The organism is Mycolicibacterium brisbanense, assembly GCF_001570425.1.
Taxonomy (GTDB): Bacteria; Actinomycetota; Actinomycetes; order Mycobacteriales; family Mycobacteriaceae; genus Mycobacterium; species Mycobacterium brisbanense.
Genome location: NZ_BCSX01000021.1, coordinates 396671 through 413468 on the forward strand (window position 1 = coordinate 396671; position 16798 = coordinate 413468).

The window sequence follows — 16798 nt, forward strand, 5'->3', positions numbered from 1 at the left end:
CAGCCTAGTGTGCTCAGTGGGCCCGCTACCGGCGAGTGTGGCAGGACCGCCACCCCGTGGCAGCTACTATCGCTTGGGTGTCGGACGGCGAGCAGGCCAAACCACGACGGCGCCGCAGTCGCCGCCGGGGCCAACGTCGTGCGCAGCGTGCTGCCGGGCCGCCCGACACGGGTAACGACCATCACACCGTCCAGCCCAGCGAACATCCCACCGAGTCCGCGGACGGCGGTGACAAGCCGCCCACCCCGCGAGATCAATCCAAGCAACGCAAGCCGCGGCCACGGCGCCCACCCGAGCGGTTGCGCACCGTGCACGAAACCTCGGCCGGGGGGCTGGTGATCGACGGCATCGACGGCCCGAAGGACACCCAGGTGGCGGCCCTGATCGGCCGGATCGACCGCCGGGGCCGGATGCTGTGGTCGCTGCCCAAGGGCCACATCGAGCTGGGCGAGACAGCCGAACAGACCGCCATCCGAGAAGTCGCGGAGGAGACCGGAATTCAGGGCACCGTGCTGGCCGCCCTCGGCAGCATCGACTACTGGTTCGTCACCGAGGGCCGGCGTGTGCACAAGACCGTGCACCACTATCTGATGCGGTTCCAGGACGGCGAACTCTCCGACGACGACGTCGAGGTGACCGAGGTGGCCTGGGTGCCGCTTGGCGAGTTGCCGTCGCGGCTGGCCTATGCCGACGAACGCAAACTGGCCGAGGTGGCGGGCGAACTCATCGACAAGCTGCACACCGACGGTCCGGGCGCCCTGCCGCCGCTGCCCCGCAGTGCGCCGCGGAGGCGGGCCCAGACCCATTCGCATACCCGCAATCACCGCCGTGACGACTCCGGTCAGCCTCAGCCTCCCCGGCGCACGAACGGATGCGGACAAGGGCCGTGACCGCGGGTTCGGCGATGCCCCGTTGGCTCTCGACGGCGGCGCGCATCCTGACGGTCATCAGTGTGCTGTTGCTCGTGACGGTCCCGGGTGTGCTGCCGCGTGCCGCAGCCGGTGAGCCCGGGCAGATGCCGTTTCTGCAACTGCGCATCGATCATGTGTCCCCCGAACTCGTGACCACCACCAGTGAGCCCGTGGTCACGGTGTCCGGTGTGGTGACCAATGTCGGAGACCGGCCGGTCCGCGATGTGGTGATCCGGTTGGAGCATGCCCGCGCCGTGGGGTCGTCCACCGAGTTGCGCACCGACCTCAGTGGCAGCCTCGACAAATTCTCCCCCGTCGCCGATTTCATCAATGTGTCGACGGAAATGACTCGTGGACAGACGGTTCCGTTCACGCTGTCGTACCCGCTGCGGGCCGCCGACCAGCCGTCCCTGCAGATCGAGCAGCCCGGGGTGTACCCCGTGCTGGTCAACGTCAACGGCACCCCCGATTACGGGGAACCCGCCCGCCTCGACGACGCCCGCTTCCTGCTGCCGGTGATCGGTGTGCCCTCGGAGCAGCCGGCCGGGCCGGGCGACGACGGCGCAGCCACCTCCGCCGAGGCCCTGAGCTCCGTGGTGGCGCCCGACACCTCGCGGCCTGTCGGGCTGACCATGTTGTGGCCGTTGGCCGATCGTCCGCGGCTGGCTGCGGGAGCGCCCGGCGGCACCACTCCAGTACGGCTCATCGACGACGATCTGGCCACATCCCTGGCTCCGGGCGGGCGGCTGGACACCTTGCTCTCCGCGGTGGATTTTGCCACCGGACCGTCGGTCGACCCGGCCGGGCAGGTGCGTGCCGCGCTGTGCCTGGCCGTCGACCCCGATCTGCTGGTGACCGTGAACGCGATGACCGCGGGCTATGTCGTCGACGACGCCCCCGACACGGGCCCCGGCACCCGGACCAGGCCCGGTACCGGCCGCGACGCGGCAATAGCGTGGCTGAACCGGTTGCGTGGGCTCGCCCAGCGCATGTGTGTGGCGCCGACGACCTACGCGCATGCCGACCTCGACGCGCTCAACCGCGTCAACGATGCGGGTCTGAGCGCCATCGCCACCAACGGCGCGGGCGACATCGTCGACCAGATCCTGGGCGTCACCTCGACGCGCGGTGCCAGCATCGTCGGGGACGGACCGCTCACCGGCCCCGCGGTCGACCTGCTCAGCGCCCAGGGCCAGACCGTTGCGATCGCGGCCGCCCACACCACCGCGCAGGACTCCGCGACAGGCGCGCCGGAAACCGCGAACGTCACCCCGATGCGCTACAGCTCGGATCTGGTGTCCGCGGCGTTCGATCCCGCGGTCGGCGCGGCACTGGCCGGGGCAGGCAGCGACCCGGTCGCCCCGTCGTACCTCGATCCGACGATGGACATCCCGGTCCGGCACGACTCGGCGACCGCACGCCGTCAGGACGCGGTGGGTGCCCTGCTGTGGCGGGGCTTGTCGCGCGACACCGAGCCGCGCACCCAGATCCTGATGCCGCCGTTGATGTGGACGCTGCATCCCGACGACGCCCAGGCGATCCTGACGTCGGTGGCCACGACCATCCACGCCGGGCTGGCCATCCCCCGTCCGCTGACCGCGGTGATCGCCGATGCCAACGCCGTGCCCCCCGAGCCGATACAGCCACGGCCCGCCGACACGCTGGGCAATCCGCGCAGCCGTATCGACGACTCGATCACCGGCGGGATCGCCGGGGTGACGGCCCGGTTGTGGGGCCTGACCGCGGCGCTGACCACCGACGAGCGCACCGGACTGACGGGAGCGCAGTACACCGCCCCGCTGCGGGAGGACATGCTGCGCGCGCTGAGCCAGTCGGTGCCACCGGATACCCGCGACGGGTTGGCCCGCCAGCGACTCGACATCGTCACGCACAGCGTCGACGACATGTTCAAGGCCGTCACCGTGGTGAACCCCGGCGATTCGTACACGCTCGCGACAGAACGCAGCCCGCTACCGCTGGCCCTGCGCAACGATCTTCCCGTGCCCATCCGGGTCCGACTGCAGATCAACGCCCCACCGGGGATGACGGTCACCGACATGGGCGTGATCGAGCTTCCGCCGGGCTACCTGCCGCTGCGGGTTCCGATCGAGGTCCACTTCACCCAACGGGTCGCCGTGGATGTGGCGCTGCAAACCGTCGACGGTCTGCCGCTGGGTGACCCGGTGCGTCTCTCGGTGCACTCCAATGCCTACGGCAAAGTGCTGTTCTTCATCACCCTGTCGGCGGGAGCGGTGCTGGTCCTGCTCGCCGGGCGACGGCTGTGGCACCGGTTCCGCGGCCAGCCCGACCGGGCTGATCTGGACCGCCCCGACCCGATCGAGGTGGCGCAGGCGTTCAACCCGGACGAACCGCCGACCAAGGAGCCGCGCCGATGACCGGGCCGAAACCGCAGCCCCGGCCGCCCGCGCGCCCCGAACTCTCCGATGCCGCGGTGGTGTCGCGGTCCTGGGGTATGGCGTTTGCGACGCTGATCTCCCGGATCACCGGGTTCTTCCGCATCGTGTTGCTCGCCGCGATTCTCGGAGCGGCCCTGTCGAGTTCCTTCTCGGTGGCCAACCAGCTGCCGAACATGGTGGCCGCGTTGGTGCTGGAGGCCACCTTCACGGCGATCTTCGTGCCGGTGCTGGCCCGCGCCGAACGCGACGATCCCGACGGGGGTACCGCGTTCGTGCGCCGGCTGGTGACGTTGGCCACCACCTTGCTGCTGGTGACGACGGTGCTCTCGGTGGCGTGCGCGCCGCTGCTGGTCAGGGTCATGCTGGGCAGCGATCCGCAGGTCAACGATCCCCTGACGACGGCGTTCGCCTATCTGCTGCTGCCGCAGGTGCTGTTCTACGGGCTGTCCTCGGTGTTCATGGCGATCCTGAACACCCGCAACATCTTCGGCGCGCCGGCCTGGGCGCCGGTGCTCAACAACGTCGTGGCGATTCTGACGCTGGGCTTGTATGTGCTGGTACCCGGCGAGCTGTCCGTCGACCCGGTGCACATGGGCAACGCCAAACTGCTCGTGCTCGGGATCGGCACGACCCTGGGCGTGGTGGCCCAGACGGCGGTGTTGTTCGTCGCGATCCGCGCCGAGCGCATCAGCCTGCGCCCGCTGTGGGGTATCGACGACCGGCTCAAGAAGTTCGGCACGATGGCCGCGGCGATGGTGCTCTACGTGCTGATCAGCCAGATCGGCTTGATCGTGGGCAATCAGATCGCCAGCACCGCGGCGGCGTCGGGGCCTGCGATCTACAACTACACGTGGCTCGTGCTGATGCTGCCGTTCGGCATGATCGGCGTGACGGTGCTGACGGTGGTGATGCCACGGCTCAGTCGCAACGCGGCCGCCAACAACGTCCCGGCCATTCTCGAGGATTTCTCCCTGGCCACGCGGCTGACCATGGTCACACTGATCCCGATCGTCGCGATGATGACCGTCGGCGGCCCGGCCATCGGCAGCGCGTTGTTCGCCTACGGCAACTTCGGCGAAACCGATGCCGGCTATCTGGGCATGGCGATCACACTGTCGGCGTTCACCCTCATCCCGTACTCGATGGTGCTGTTGCAGCTGCGGGTGTTCTACGCGCGCGAACAGCCGTGGACGCCGATCATCCTCATCGTCGTCATCACCGCGGTGAAGATCGCCGGCTCACTGGTGGCCCCGCATCTCACCGACAACCCCGACATGGTGGCCGGATACCTCGGTCTGGCCAACGGGCTTGGCTTCCTGGCCGGCGCGGTCGTCGGACACGTGCTGCTGCAGTCCAGTCTGCGTCCGCCGGACGGTCATCTGGTCAGCCGCCCCGTCGTGCGGACCATCCTGGTGACCATCACGGCATCACTGGCTGCGGGTCTGGTCGCGCACGTCGCCGACCGGCTACTCGGATTGGCGTCGCTGACATCGCATCTGGGTGCGGGCGGATCGCTGCTGCGGCTGCTGGCGCTCGGCCTCATCATGGTCCCGATCATCGCGTGGGTACTGATCGCCGCCCGCGTGCCCGAGGCCCAGGCCGCACTCGCGATGGTGCGTCGCCGGCTCGGCCGCGCGGCGCCGCAGCCGGGCGTGGAGGTAGCCGCGACTCCTGCGGCCCTGCCCGTCCAGCCACGCCGCCCGGGTGCGGTCCCGTACCCTGATCAGAGGAATTCTTCTCCACATCGGTGGCCACCAACCCCGGCGGCCACCTTCGGTGGGGCTCCGGCATCGGTTGCCGGAGCGGGGATGCGGAAAGGACCACCGGTGACCGACGAATCCGCGGGCGGCCCGGCACCCGGCCCTGAGGGCATGGCGACGACGAAGCTGCCGCGGCCGACTCCCGATGACTTCCGGCCTGATGTGCCCGACGACTCGGACGCGCCCGAAGCAGCCGAGACGCGCGAACACGACACCTCGTCGGGCGGTCCGACCAACGGCGTCACCGCCGTCATCGACCCGTCGGCCAACGGCACCACCACCCGGATCCCGGCCGACTACGGCGGCGACCCGACCCGCGAACCGATGTCGTTCGCCCCGCCGCGCGAGCAGGTCGAAGCCGCCACCACCGACGACGACGTCCAGCTGATCCCGGGCGCGACCATCGCCGACGGCCGCTATCGGCTGCTCGTGTTCCACGGCGGCCCGCCCCACCTGCAGTTCTGGCAGGCGCTGGACACCGCGCTCGACCGCCAGGTGGCGCTGACGTTCGTCGACCCCGACACCGTCATGCCGCGCGAGCAGGTGCAGGAGATCCTGGCGCGCACCCTCAAGCTCAGCCGCCTGGACGTGCCGGGTATCGCCCGGGTGCTCGACGTCGCCCACAGCGGGTCGGGTGGCCTGGTCGTGTCCGAGTGGATCCGCGGCGGCTCGCTGGCCGAGGTGGCCGCGACGTCGCCGTCACCGATCGGCGGCGCCAGGGCCATCCAGTCGCTGGCCGCTGCCGCCGAGGCCGCGCACCGCGCCGGGGTGGCGCTGTCCATCGACCACCCCAGCCGGGTGCGCGTGAGCATCGAGGGTGACGTGGCGCTGGCCTTCCCGGCCACCCTTCCGGAGGCCACACCCGACGACGACATCCGCGGTATCGGCGCGGCGTTGTACGCGCTGCTGATCGACCGGTGGCCGCTGCCCGAGTCCGGCGTCCGCAGTGGACTGGAGCCCGCCGCGCGGGACGCGACGGGCCAGCCGGTCGAACCTCGCGCCGTGGACCGCGACATTCCGTTCCAGATTTCCGCGGCGGCGGCCCGCGCGGTGCAGGAGGGCGGCGGCATCCGCAGCGCCCCCACGCTGCTCAACCTGTTGCAGCAGGCCACCGCCATCGCCGACCGCACGGAGCTGATGGAAGCCCCGCCGGAGCCACCGACACCGGAGCCGGCCCGGCCGTACGCCGCCACGGGTGATGCCGAGGCGGCCGCCGCTCGCAGGCGTAAAGGCCTGATGATCGGGCTGGCCGCAGGCGGCGCCGTCATCGTTATCGCGCTCATCGTGCTGGCGTCGGTCCTCAACCACATCTTCGGCGACGTAGGCGGTGGGCTGAACAAGGATGAGCTCGGCCTCAACGCGCCCTCGTCCTCGACCACCGCGACGGCAGGCTCGGCGCCCTCGGGCAGTGTCGTGAAACCCAGCAAGGCGACGGTCTTCTCGCCCGAGGGCGAAGCGGACAACCCGAGTCAGGCCGGGCAGGCCATCGACGGTAATCCGGGCACGGCGTGGTCCACCGACGCCTACACCGATTCGACACCGTTCCCGAACTTCAAGAACGGGGTCGGGCTGCTGCTGCAGTTGCCGCAGCCCACGGTCGTCGGCTCGGTGACCGTGAACCTCGACAGCACCGGGACGGCCGTGCAGATCCGGTCGGCGCAGAGCTCGTCGCCGTCGTCACTCAACGACACCACCGAGCTGAGTCCTCCGACCCCGCTCAAGCCGGGGTCCAACACCATCACGGTGAACAAGTCGGCAGCGACGTCCAACGTCCTGGTGTGGATCACCACGCTGGGCACCGTCGACGGCAAGAACCGCACCGACATCTCCGAGATCACCGTCCGCGCGGCGTCCTGATCGGCCATCCACAGGGCGGCCGCCGCGCTGACCATGCCTGATGCGCACTGCGGCAAAGAAGTGTCGGGAGTGGCGTTCGGCAGCCCTTAGTGTTCGGCTGTGGGAAGGTTCGGGGGGACCGGGGATCCGGCAGCACCAGCGTCGGCGGGCGCCGGTACGCGTACGGATGCCGAGCTGCTCGCGGCCCACGTCTCCGGGGATCGCTACGCATTCGAGGAATTGGTCCATCGCTATCACCGGCAGCTGCGCCGGCTGGCGTACCTGACCAGCCGCCATGACGACGACGCCGATGATGCCGTGCAGGACGCCCTGCTGTCGGCGCATCGCACCGCGGCATCGTTCCGGTACGACTCCGCGGTGAGCAGCTGGCTGTACCGGATCGTGGTCAACGCCTGCCTGGACCGGCTGCGGCGTGCCAAGGCCCAGCCGGCCGCGACGCCCTACGATGCGGAACTCGGCCACCTGCGGGACCCAGCCGGCGACCCGGCACACCGCGTCGACACTGCGATCGTGGTGGAACGCGCACTGCTGATGCTCCCCGTCGAACAGCGGGCCGCGATCGTCGCGGTGGACATGCAGGGCTACTCGGTGGCCGAGACCGCCCAATTGCTCGGGGTGGCCGAAGGCACCGTGAAGAGCCGTTGTGCGCGCGGCCGGGCCAAACTCGCCCGTTCGCTGCGATACTTTGATCCCGATGAACGGCAGCACGCACCCAGCGCCGTCAGACGAGCCGATCACACCTGACCGGCTCGCCGAACTACAGGCCGGGCTGCTCGACGACGCCACCGCGGCCCGTCTGCGCCACCGCGTGCGCACCGAACCCGAGGCGGCGGCCATGCTGGCCGCCCTGGACCGGGTGCGACGCGACGTGGCGGGTTTGGCCGATGACGGGCGCACCGCACCGCCGGTGCCGCCCGACGTCACCGCGCGTCTCACCTCGGCGCTGCGTGCCGCTCCCCCGCCGGAACACGCCATGAACCCGGGGGCGCGACGGGTACGCCGGGCCGCCGCCGTCGCGGGCGCCTGTGCGGCGTTGCTCGCTGTCGGCCTGGGCACCGTCATGCTGATGCGTCCGGATCCGCCCTCTGCGGCAACCACGGCCCGGTTCGAACGGATCACGGTGTCCCCGTCGCAGCCCACGGTCGATCTACCCGAGCCTCAGTTGCTCGGCCTGCTGGCGGCCCGGCCCGATCTCGGACCGCTGACCGACCCCGAGCGCCGCGCCCAGTGCCTGGCGGCCCTGGGTTACCCGCCGGGAATCAAGGTGCTGGGTGGCCGGCCTCAGGATGTCGGAGGCCGGCGCGGTGTGCTGATCCTCGTCCCCTCCGACGTCCCCGGCACGGTCGTCGGCCTGGTGGTACCTCCCGATTGCGACGGCGCCCACGCCGGGTTGCTCGCGGACACCATGGTCAAACGGCCGTAGTCTGTCCCACGAGTTCGCCGGGAACAGCCCGGCCTAGGCTGGCGTTACACGCATGCCGAGCCAAGATCCGGCAGAAAGGCCGATATGACCACCTCAGAGACCGTCCACGACGTCATCATCATCGGATCGGGCCCTGCCGGTTACACCGCCGCCGTGTACGCGGCCCGCGCCCAGCTCAAGCCGCTGGTGTTCGAGGGCACGCAGTTCGGCGGGGCGCTGATGACCACCACCGAGGTGGAGAACTATCCCGGCTTCCGCGAGGGCATCACCGGACCCGAGCTGATGGACCAGATGCGTGAGCAGGCCCTGCGTTTCGGGGCCGATCTGCGGATGGAGGACGTCGACGCGGTCGACCTCACCGGTCCCGTCAAGACGGTCACCGTCGGCGACGAGACCCACCAGGCCCGTTCGGTGATCCTGGCCATGGGTGCCGCAGCGCGCCACCTCGGAGTGCCCGGCGAGGAGGCTCTGACGGGCATGGGCGTGAGCACCTGTGCGACGTGCGACGGCTTCTTCTTCCGTGACGAGGACATCGTGGTGGTCGGCGGCGGCGATTCGGCGATGGAGGAGGCGACGTTCCTCACCCGGTTCGCCCGCAGCGTCACCCTGATCCACCGCCGCGACGAGTTCCGCGCGTCCAAGATCATGCTCGAGCGTGCCCGGGCCAACGAGAAGATCACGTTCTTGACGAACACCGAGATCACCGAGATCGAAGGTTCGCCGAAGGTCACCGGCGTGCGCCTGCGCGACACCGTGACCGGCGAAGAGTCCAAGCTCGCCGTCACCGGCGTGTTCGTGGCCATCGGACACGATCCGCGATCGGAGTTGGTGCGCGGGCAGGTCGACCTCGACGACGAGGGTTACGTGCTGACCGTCGGTCGCACCACGGCGACGTCGCTCGACGGCGTGTTCGCCGCCGGTGACCTTGTCGACCACACCTACCGCCAGGCCATCACGGCCGCGGGCAGCGGCTGTTCGGCGGCCATCGACACCGAACGCTGGCTGGCTGACAACGACTGAGCCCGAACACCTTTCGATCGACAGGAGAGAGACCATGAGTGAGGACAACGCGACCGTAGCGGTCACCGACGATTCGTTCTCCGACGACGTCCTGACCAGCAGCACGCCGGTGCTGGTGGATTTCTGGGCGACCTGGTGCGGGCCGTGCAAGATGGTCGCGCCGGTGCTCGAGGAGATCGCGGCGGAGAAGGCCGGTGAGCTGACGGTCGCCAAGCTCGACGTGGACGCCAACCCGGCCACCGCGAGGGACTTCCAGGTCGTCTCGATCCCGACCATGATCCTGTTCAAGGACGGTGCCCCGGTGAAGCGCATCGTGGGCGCCAAGGGCAAGGCCGCGCTGTTGCGTGAGCTCGCCGACGCGCTCTGACGCTGCGTTAACGGATGGTTAGACCCGCACCGGATTCGCCTGGCGTTTTCCGGTATGTGGTCGAAATCTGAGACAATGCTGGCTGGTCAGTTTCGGCAACCCGCCGAAAACCAGCCTGGAGGGGCCCGTATGTCGAGTCTGCGTCACGGCGATCGTGGCGGTGCGGTCACCGAGATCCGGGAAGCGCTCACGTCGCTGGGTCTCATCGACAACCCTGACGCCGATCTGAACACCGGCAGGCACGTCGCACTGGATGTGTTCGATGACGAACTCGACCAAGCGGTGCGTGCCTTCCAGCAGCATCGTGGTCTTCTGGTGGACGGCATCGTCGGTGAGGCGACCTACCGCGCCCTGCGGGAGGCGTCCTACCGGCTTGGCGCGCGCACACTCACGCACCAGTTCGGTGCGCCGATGTACGGCGACGATGTCGCCACGCTGCAGGCCCGGTTGCAGGACCTCGGGTTCTACACCGGGATGGTCGACGGCCACTTCGGTCTGCAGACCCACAACGCCCTGTCGTCCTACCAGCGTGAGTACGGGTTGTATCCGGACGGCATCTGCGGACCGGAAACCCTTCGCTCGCTGTACTTCCTGGGGTCGCGGGTCACCGGTGGCTCCCCGCACGCGATCCGCGAGGAGGAGCTGGTCCGCCGGTCGGGGCCACGGCTGTCCGGCAAGCGGGTCATCATCGATCCGGGCCGCGGGGGCTCTGACCACGGCCTGATCATGAATGGTCCCGAAGGGCCGATCAGCGAAGCAGACATCCTGTGGGACTTGGCAAGTCGGCTCGAAGGCCGGATGACGGCCATCGGCATGGACACCTTCACGTCCCGTCCGGCCGGGCACAGCCCGCTCGATGCGGAGCGCGCGGCGACCGCCAACACCGTCGGCGCCGATCTGATGATCAGCCTGCGTTGCGCCACCCAGCCGAGTCCCTCCGCCAACGGCGTGGCGTCCTTCCATTTCGGGAACTCACACGGTTCGGTGTCGACCATCGGCCGCAACCTCGCCGACTTCATCCAGCGAGAAGTTGTGGCGCGCACCGGGTTACGCGACTGCCGCACGCACGGGCGGACGTGGGATCTGCTGCGGCTGACCCGGATGCCCACGGTCCAGGTGGATGTCGGTTACATCACCAACCCGCGCGACCGAAGTCTGCTGGTCTCCACCGTCACCCGCGACGCCATCGCAGAGGGCATCCTCGCTGCGGTCAAGCGTCTCTATCTGCTGGGCAAGAACGACCGTCCCACAGGTACTTTCACGTTCGCAGAGCTGCTGGCCCACGAGCTGTCGGTCGAGCAGACCCCGCGCGGCGCGTAACCGAAGGGCTCGTCAGCGCGGGTCTTCGGGCGCGATATCGAACGTGAATTGTTGGTCACCGATTCGGATGACGTCTCCGCTGACCAGGGTCTCGCTGGGGTGGATCCGTCGATCCCGCACGTACACACCGTTTTTCGAGTTCAGGTCGGCGATCACGAAGCTGTTGCCCGTCTCGATGATCGCGGCGTGGTGGCGGCTGACCCTGCCATCGGCGAGAACGATGTTGTTGTCGGGGCTGCGCCCGATCCGAGTGCTCAACGCACACAACGGATGCACACACCCGTCAGCACCCCGCAGCACCGGACCGTTCGGACGTTCGGTCACCGCGGCGTCCTGTTCGTATAAGGCCTCGATGGTCTCGTCTGCATGCAACTGAGCAGCCTTCGCCGGATCGAGCGGTTGTTGGCGTAGCACTTGCACATACAGTGCCTGGACGACGGGGCCGGGATCGATGCCGAGGTCTTCGTCGAGTGCCGTCCTCAGTCGGTGGTAGGCGGCGAGCGCATCGGATTGTCGTTGGGCCAGATAGTAAGCCGTGATGAGCTGCGCCCACAACGGCTCGCGATAGGGATGCTCACAAGCCAGGGCTTCGAGCTCACTGATGACCGAACTGGCACGACCGCAGGCGATTTCGGCCTCGGCACGGGCGATGTGCGTCATCAGTTTCTCTTCGGCGAGCGCGGTCGCGAAAGCGTCGAAGAAGGTGAACGCCCGCAAATCGTCGAGCACCGGCCCACGCCACTGCGACAGCGCGCCTGACAGGTGTTCGCCGGCCTGCTCGAAATGCCCGCCGGCAAGGGCGCGCACTCCCCTGCCCCGCGCGATGGTGAAACGCCCGACATCGCAGTCTTCGTCGAGAACTGACATGCGATAGCCCGGCGGTGTCCTGGTCAGCACGGCGTGGGTGTCGATCCCCGGGCCTGTCATCAGGCCACGCAGGTTGGACACGTAGGTGTGCAGTGCCGCCCGCGCGCCTGCGTGCGCGGCGGCCCCCCACACCGCGCTGATCAGTTCATCGATTCCCACTGCCCGGTTGCGATGAATAACCAGCATCGCGAGCACTGCGCGCTGCTTGTGCGAGCCGAGCGGCACCATCCTGCCGTCGACATTCATCTCGCACGGTCCTAGGATGCCGACCTGAATCCTGTTCTGCACCAGAACTTTTCCCGGCACAAGCTCTTGAGTGACGGAGTGCTCGGTCATGCCGTGGCACCGTCGATCACCGGCTTGTCGATCATGCCGTTCTCGATCCCCCACTTCGTGGCGATGGCCCGGTACTCACCGGTCTGCATGACGTGCTCGAGCGCCCGCAAAAGCGGTTCCGACAGGGCTGAGCCTTTGGCCGTCGTCCAGCCGTACGGAGCGACGTCGAACACGTCACCGGCGGCCACGAGCCTGCCGGTGCTGAGCTTGATCGCGAACCCGGTCGCGGGCGAATCCGTGGCCATCGCATCGATTTGACCGTTGATCAGCGCCTCGGTGAGCTCGTTGTGAAGCGTGAAGACCACTTCCTGAATCGGTTTGAGTCCGGTCGCCACGCACGCGTCGCTCTTCGCCGGAATCTGTTCGGTCGCCTGGAGACTGCCCGACTGCACGCCGACTTTGAGCCCGCAGGCGGCGTTCGGATCGATCGGTGGGCCGGGCCGTTGCGCCCACAGGGTGCCTGCCTGGAAGTACGTGACGAAGTCGACCACCTTCTCACGCTCGCGGGTGTCGGAGATCGCCGAGGCCCCCACCATGAGGTCCCCGCGCTGCACCTCGGGAATGATGTCCTCGAAGGCGGCCACATCCCGGTACTCCGGAATCACGCCGAGTGTCCGGGCGACCGCGTTCATCAGGTCGACATCGAAACCGACGATCTGTCCGGCCGAGTTCTTGAACTCCAGCGGCGCGTAGGGAACCTCCACCCCGATCACCAATTTGCCCGCACTCTTGATTCCCGCGGGCAGCGTCGCCGCGATTTCCGGCACAACCCCACCGGGCGCGGCCGCGAGATTCGGCGGAGTTCCACCGTTGGCCCTGCCCGGCCCGCCCCACCAGTGCAGGACGCCGAACACGCTGGCCGACACCAACAACACGGCAGCTGCCGCGATCAGGACGCGGCGCCGGACGGGACTCGTCCGGGGCTCGGGCTCGGGCCGTTGTTCTGCGCTACGACGTGCCTGCAGCCGCCGCAACTGCTCCCCCAGCTCGGACGCGGTAGGCCTCGACCCTGGGTCGCGGGCCATCGCCCGCGCCACCACCTCGGCGACCTCCGCGGGCACGCCATGCCTACCCAGATCAGGCTGCGGCCCGGTGGTGATCCGGACAAACTGCGCCACGACCTGTTCACCATCGAGCCGTTCGAATGCGGCATGGCCCGTCAGCGCCGTGAACAATGTCGCGCCGAGCCCGTACACATCGGAAGCCGCACCGGCACTTTCACCGGCCAGCACCTCGGGTGCGGTGTAGGCCGGCGACCCGGTGAATACGCCGGTGGCCGTCTCGAACCCGCCGGCGAAGTGGGCGATGCCGAAATCGGTCAACGCCGGCTCTCCGTAGTCGGTGAGCAGGATGTTGGCCGGTTTCACGTCACGGTGGACGATGTCCTGCCGGTGTGCGCAATCGAGCGCCCCTGCCAGCTTCACCCCGATGTGCAGCACCTCGTCGAGGCCCACGACCCCGTCCTGAAAGATCCGGGTGTGCAGTGAGCCCCGCGGGTAGAAGGGCATCACCAGGAACGGCTGGCCCTTCGCAGTCTGGCCCACCTGCAGCACCGGCACGATGTTGGGATGGCCCGTGAGCCGGGCCATCGCCTGCTGCTCACGGATGAACCGAGGGCGGTTGTCCTCGAGATCAGCGGTTAGCACCTTGACCGCCACGACCCGGTCCAACTCGGACTGCACGCAGCGGTACACCACCCCGAACCCGCCGCGGCCGATTTCCCTGGCCCGCTCGAATCCCGCCGCAGCCAGCAAAGCGGGCAGCGCATCACCCTCGTCACGCTGCGTCGTAAACAGATCACCCACCATCGCCTGCACGACCTGCCTCTTGAGTCAGACATCAATGATCACCCAGGTCCCTGCCCCGCGCATGGGCATTGACCTTGGCTACCGGCCCATTCATTTGAGGAGTCCTTGAGATCTCTGCGCAATCGTGGGTGCCGTCGCCTCGGGCACCCCGGGGTGGCAGACGACAACAACCAAGGAGCAGCAACGATGAACACCACCAGGCCCAAGCGGGCCCTCGTCAACAACCACAGCCTGACCACCGCTCGCCCACGTCGGTCACTGACCCAGAACCACAGCCTGGTCACCACCCGCCCGACACGGGCACTCGTCAACAACCACACCCTCGTCACCGCTCGTATCTGACGGACGAGACCGATGACTGAATCCGGGCCGGTCGGTCTGGCGGTAGCGCGGCATGACGCCGCACTGGCTGCGCTGGCGAGTGGGCGACTGGACCGCGCTCGCTCGCTGGGCGCCAGTGCGGTCGACACCGCCATCGCGGCTTTCGGCCCGGATTCACCTGATGTCGCGAACGTGATCCTGACGTGCGCCGACATCGAGGAAGCGGCAGGGGATTTCGTGGCCGCCCAGGCGCTGGCGGAGCGGGCCGCTGCGATCGCGCAACCGCTGGCCCATACGTGCGACCCGGCACTGATGTCGTTGTGGGTCGACATCGAAGTTGCGTGCGCTCGAATACTGTTGACCCTTGGGTCTTTTGAGCTGGCCAATGCGAGACTGGCTACCGCTCTGAGTATTTCACGTCGGATTCTGGGTGCCGACGATCCCGCCGTGCTCTCGATCCACAACATGCGCGGTGTCACCGCGAAATACCGTGGACACTTCGACGCCGCCGCAACACATTACGAGCATGTTCGAGCCGTGTTGGATATCGAACCCGTCGTCGACAAGCAGGCACTGGCGGTGTTGCTGCACAACCTCGGCGGGCTCGCCCACGCTCGCGGACGGGTGGTCGAGGGTTTGGTCCACGCGCGGCGTGGTCTCGAGCTGCGCATCGCTGCCGTCGGCTCGGACCATCCCGACGTGGCTTGCGATCTGACTGCCATCGGCGCGCTCCACCATGACTCCGGTGATCCGACGGCGGCCGTATCGTGTTACCGACGCGCCTTGCGGATCTTCGAAAAGTCCTTGGGCGCTGAGCATTACGAAGTCGGGATGACGTGTGCGAATCTCGCGGTCAGCACCGCGGCGACTGATCCCGTCGAGGCTCGGCGACTCTACGAACGTGCGCTGCGGATCTTGCGTTCCGCCCTCGGGGCCGGCCATCCCGATGTCGCGCTCGTACAGCACAATCTGGCGGTGCTGCTGGCCGGTGAGGGTGACGTGGACGCTGCACAGGACCTGCTGGACCAAGCTGAGCTGGCCCTGGCCACCGGCGTGGCGTCCGAGCACCCACGACGGCTCGAGCTGCAGGCAACGCTCAAAGAACTTGCGCTGCAAAGGAATAAACAGTGACCCAGACTCTCGACCCCGTTCACGGCAGCCATCTGATCCCCCGGCTGCCACGGCCGGCGGCGATCGTCCTTGCCGGTGATGCCTTGTCCGCGTTGGGATCCGGCATGTCCCTGCCGTTCATGCTGGTCTATCTGCACCAAGTGCGCGGCATCGGCATCGCCACCGCCGCGCTGGCGCTGTCCACGGTCGCGCTTGCGTCGTTCGCCGGCAATCCGATCGGCGGATGCCTCAGCGACCGTCTCGGACCACGGACCGCACTGGTCGCCGGCCTGGCGTTCTCCGCGACCGGTGCGGCCACACTCGGGTGGGTCACGTGCGCACCGATGGCGTTCCTGGCCGCGGTGCTGCTCGGGCTCGGCAACTCGATCTCGTGGCCGGCTTTCGACGCGCTCCTGGCCACCGTCGTGGCATCCACGCAGCGATCGGCGGTGTTCGCGGTGCGCCACGCCACCCTCAACGCAGGTATCGCGGTCGGTGCCCTGGTCGCCGGTCTCATCGTCGACGTCACTCGCCCGGTGACTTTCCAAGTCATTTACGTCATCGACGCCGCGACATTCTTGCTGTTCGTCCCGCTCTTGCTGCTCGTCTCGGTCCCCCGCCGCACGGCATCCCCACCGACGGAGAACGGTCGCCCCGGCTTTGGTGCCGTGCTGCGGGATCGGTTGTTCCTGTCCGTGGTCGGACTGTCTGCGTTGGTGGTGACCATCGGGTTCTCGCAGTATCACGCCGCGTTTCCCGGCTGGGCCACCCGTGATCACGGTATTCCGGCGAGCGCGCTCGGGATCTGTTTCGCGGCCAACGCTGCGACCGTCGTGGTGCTGCAGCTGCCGGTACTGCGCGCCCTCGCCGGCCGTACCCGCACGGCGGCGGTCTGCATCGCGTGTTCGTGTTGGGCGTTCGCGTGGATGTTGGCATTGGTATCCGGCCACGCAGGCAGCGGTTGGTCGGCGATCGGGGGCTTCATCGCCACCATGGTGGTGTTCGGTATCGCCGAGACCACCTTGGCTCCGACGCTGACAGCGATCGTGAATGACCTTGCACCCGAGGATCTTCGCGGGCGGTACAACGCGGTATCAGCACTCGGCTGGACCACGGGGTTCTTCGTCGGCCCAGCGTTGAGCGGTTTGGCCTTCGGCACAAACCATGGCACGGCACTGATGGCGGTGCTGATCGTCGCAAGCCTGTTGGGCGCAGTGTGGGCCACCCGCCTGGGCCGACGCCTGCCCGCATCGGCGAACCAGATCGGGACCTAGCCCGGTC

General features: G+C 68.4%; 13 protein-coding genes. 11 read left to right on the top strand and 2 right to left on the bottom strand.

All coding sequences use genetic code 11. From position 1 onward, the window contains the following. Window positions 1-77 precede the first annotated feature (77 nt). The 8 genes from RMCB_RS11675 to RMCB_RS11710 all read left to right on the top strand — a co-directional run bounded on the left by RMCB_RS11675 (window position 78) and on the right by RMCB_RS11710 (window position 11075). Window positions 78-890: an NUDIX hydrolase gene (locus RMCB_RS11675; protein ID WP_029371070.1), complete on the top strand. Its 813-nt coding sequence runs from the start codon at window positions 78-80 to the stop codon at window positions 888-890. Continuing rightward, a complete protein-coding gene (locus RMCB_RS11680) occupies window positions 872-3307 on the top strand; it encodes a DUF6049 family protein (protein WP_062828881.1) in 2436 nt (811 codons plus the stop codon). The genes RMCB_RS11675 and RMCB_RS11680 overlap by 19 nt, the downstream gene beginning before the upstream one ends. Then, window positions 3304-6945, top strand: a complete 3642-nt coding sequence (gene murJ, locus RMCB_RS11685) for a murein biosynthesis integral membrane protein MurJ (protein ID WP_062828882.1) — start codon at window positions 3304-3306, stop codon at window positions 6943-6945. The genes RMCB_RS11680 and murJ overlap by 4 nt, the downstream gene beginning before the upstream one ends. Before the next feature lie 99 nt (window positions 6946-7044). After that, entirely contained in the window at window positions 7045-7689 is a 645-nt protein-coding gene (gene sigM / locus RMCB_RS11690; RefSeq protein WP_029371073.1) for an RNA polymerase sigma factor SigM, read from the top strand. Further along, the gene (locus tag RMCB_RS11695) at window positions 7640-8368 is read left to right on the top strand and encodes an RsmA family anti-sigma factor (RefSeq protein WP_062828883.1); all 729 of its coding nucleotides are present in this window, start codon (window positions 7640-7642) and stop codon (window positions 8366-8368) included. Before sigM ends, RMCB_RS11695 begins: the two co-directional genes overlap by 50 nt. Window positions 8369-8452: 84 nt before the next feature. Then, the gene (gene trxB, locus RMCB_RS11700) at window positions 8453-9388 is read left to right on the top strand and encodes a thioredoxin-disulfide reductase (protein ID WP_029371075.1); all 936 of its coding nucleotides are present in this window, start codon (window positions 8453-8455) and stop codon (window positions 9386-9388) included. A 34-nt stretch (window positions 9389-9422) separates the two neighbouring features. Beyond that, window positions 9423-9755 (top strand): thioredoxin, encoded by a 333-nt coding sequence (gene trxA / locus RMCB_RS11705; RefSeq protein WP_029371076.1) that lies wholly within the window; start codon window positions 9423-9425, stop codon window positions 9753-9755. Between the two features lie 129 nt (window positions 9756-9884). Next, entirely contained in the window at window positions 9885-11075 is a 1191-nt protein-coding gene (locus tag RMCB_RS11710; RefSeq protein WP_029371077.1) for an N-acetylmuramoyl-L-alanine amidase, read from the top strand. 12 nt (window positions 11076-11087) lie between these two features. Here the strand turns inward: RMCB_RS11710 and RMCB_RS11715 are convergent, their stop codons facing one another. Both RMCB_RS11715 and RMCB_RS36965 read right to left on the bottom strand, forming a co-directional pair. Further along, on the bottom strand, window positions 11088-12278 hold the full coding sequence (locus RMCB_RS11715; protein ID WP_084388428.1) for a BTAD domain-containing putative transcriptional regulator: 1191 nt from the start codon (window positions 12276-12278) through the stop codon (window positions 11088-11090). Further along, entirely contained in the window at window positions 12275-14086 is a 1812-nt protein-coding gene (locus tag RMCB_RS36965) for a bifunctional serine/threonine-protein kinase/transporter substrate-binding domain-containing protein (protein WP_084388437.1), read from the bottom strand. Before RMCB_RS36965 ends, RMCB_RS11715 begins: the two co-directional genes overlap by 4 nt. Window positions 14087-14272: 186 nt before the next feature. Between RMCB_RS36965 and RMCB_RS36030 the strand changes: the two genes are divergently transcribed. The 3 genes from RMCB_RS36030 to RMCB_RS11735 are packed head-to-tail and all read left to right on the top strand — an operon-like array spanning window position 14273 to window position 16791. Then, window positions 14273-14428, top strand: a complete 156-nt coding sequence (locus tag RMCB_RS36030; RefSeq protein WP_165606279.1) for a hypothetical protein — start codon at window positions 14273-14275, stop codon at window positions 14426-14428. A gap of 12 nt (window positions 14429-14440) precedes the next feature. Further along, complete coding sequence (locus RMCB_RS11730; protein ID WP_062828886.1) at window positions 14441-15538, top strand: tetratricopeptide repeat protein; 1098 nt, start codon at window positions 14441-14443, stop codon at window positions 15536-15538. After that, entirely contained in the window at window positions 15535-16791 is a 1257-nt protein-coding gene (locus RMCB_RS11735) for an MFS transporter (RefSeq protein ID WP_062828887.1), read from the top strand. Before RMCB_RS11730 ends, RMCB_RS11735 begins: the two co-directional genes overlap by 4 nt. Window positions 16792-16798: the final 7 nt, after the last annotated feature.

What these genes read in the sequence shown, in the direction of transcription:
- RMCB_RS11680 (WP_062828881.1), top strand. Translation starts at nt 872, where the DNA reads ATGCGGACAAGGGCCGTGACCGCGGGTTCGGCGATGCCCCGTTGGCTC.
- murJ (WP_062828882.1), top strand. Translation starts at nt 3,304, where the DNA reads ATGACCGGGCCGAAACCGCAGCCCCGGCCGCCCGCGCGCCCCGAACTC.
- RMCB_RS11695 (WP_062828883.1), top strand. Translation starts at nt 7,640, where the DNA reads ATGAACGGCAGCACGCACCCAGCGCCGTCAGACGAGCCGATCACACCT.
- trxB (WP_029371075.1), top strand. Translation starts at nt 8,453, where the DNA reads ATGACCACCTCAGAGACCGTCCACGACGTCATCATCATCGGATCGGGC.
- trxA (WP_029371076.1), top strand. Translation starts at nt 9,423, where the DNA reads ATGAGTGAGGACAACGCGACCGTAGCGGTCACCGACGATTCGTTCTCC.
- RMCB_RS11710 (WP_029371077.1), top strand. Translation starts at nt 9,885, where the DNA reads ATGTCGAGTCTGCGTCACGGCGATCGTGGCGGTGCGGTCACCGAGATC.
- RMCB_RS11715 (WP_084388428.1), bottom strand. Translation starts at nt 12,278, where the DNA reads ATGACCGAGCACTCCGTCACTCAAGAGCTTGTGCCGGGAAAAGTTCTG.
- RMCB_RS36965 (WP_084388437.1), bottom strand. Translation starts at nt 14,086, where the DNA reads ATGGTGGGTGATCTGTTTACGACGCAGCGTGACGAGGGTGATGCGCTG.
- RMCB_RS36030 (WP_165606279.1), top strand. Translation starts at nt 14,273, where the DNA reads ATGAACACCACCAGGCCCAAGCGGGCCCTCGTCAACAACCACAGCCTG.
- RMCB_RS11730 (WP_062828886.1), top strand. Translation starts at nt 14,441, where the DNA reads ATGACTGAATCCGGGCCGGTCGGTCTGGCGGTAGCGCGGCATGACGCC.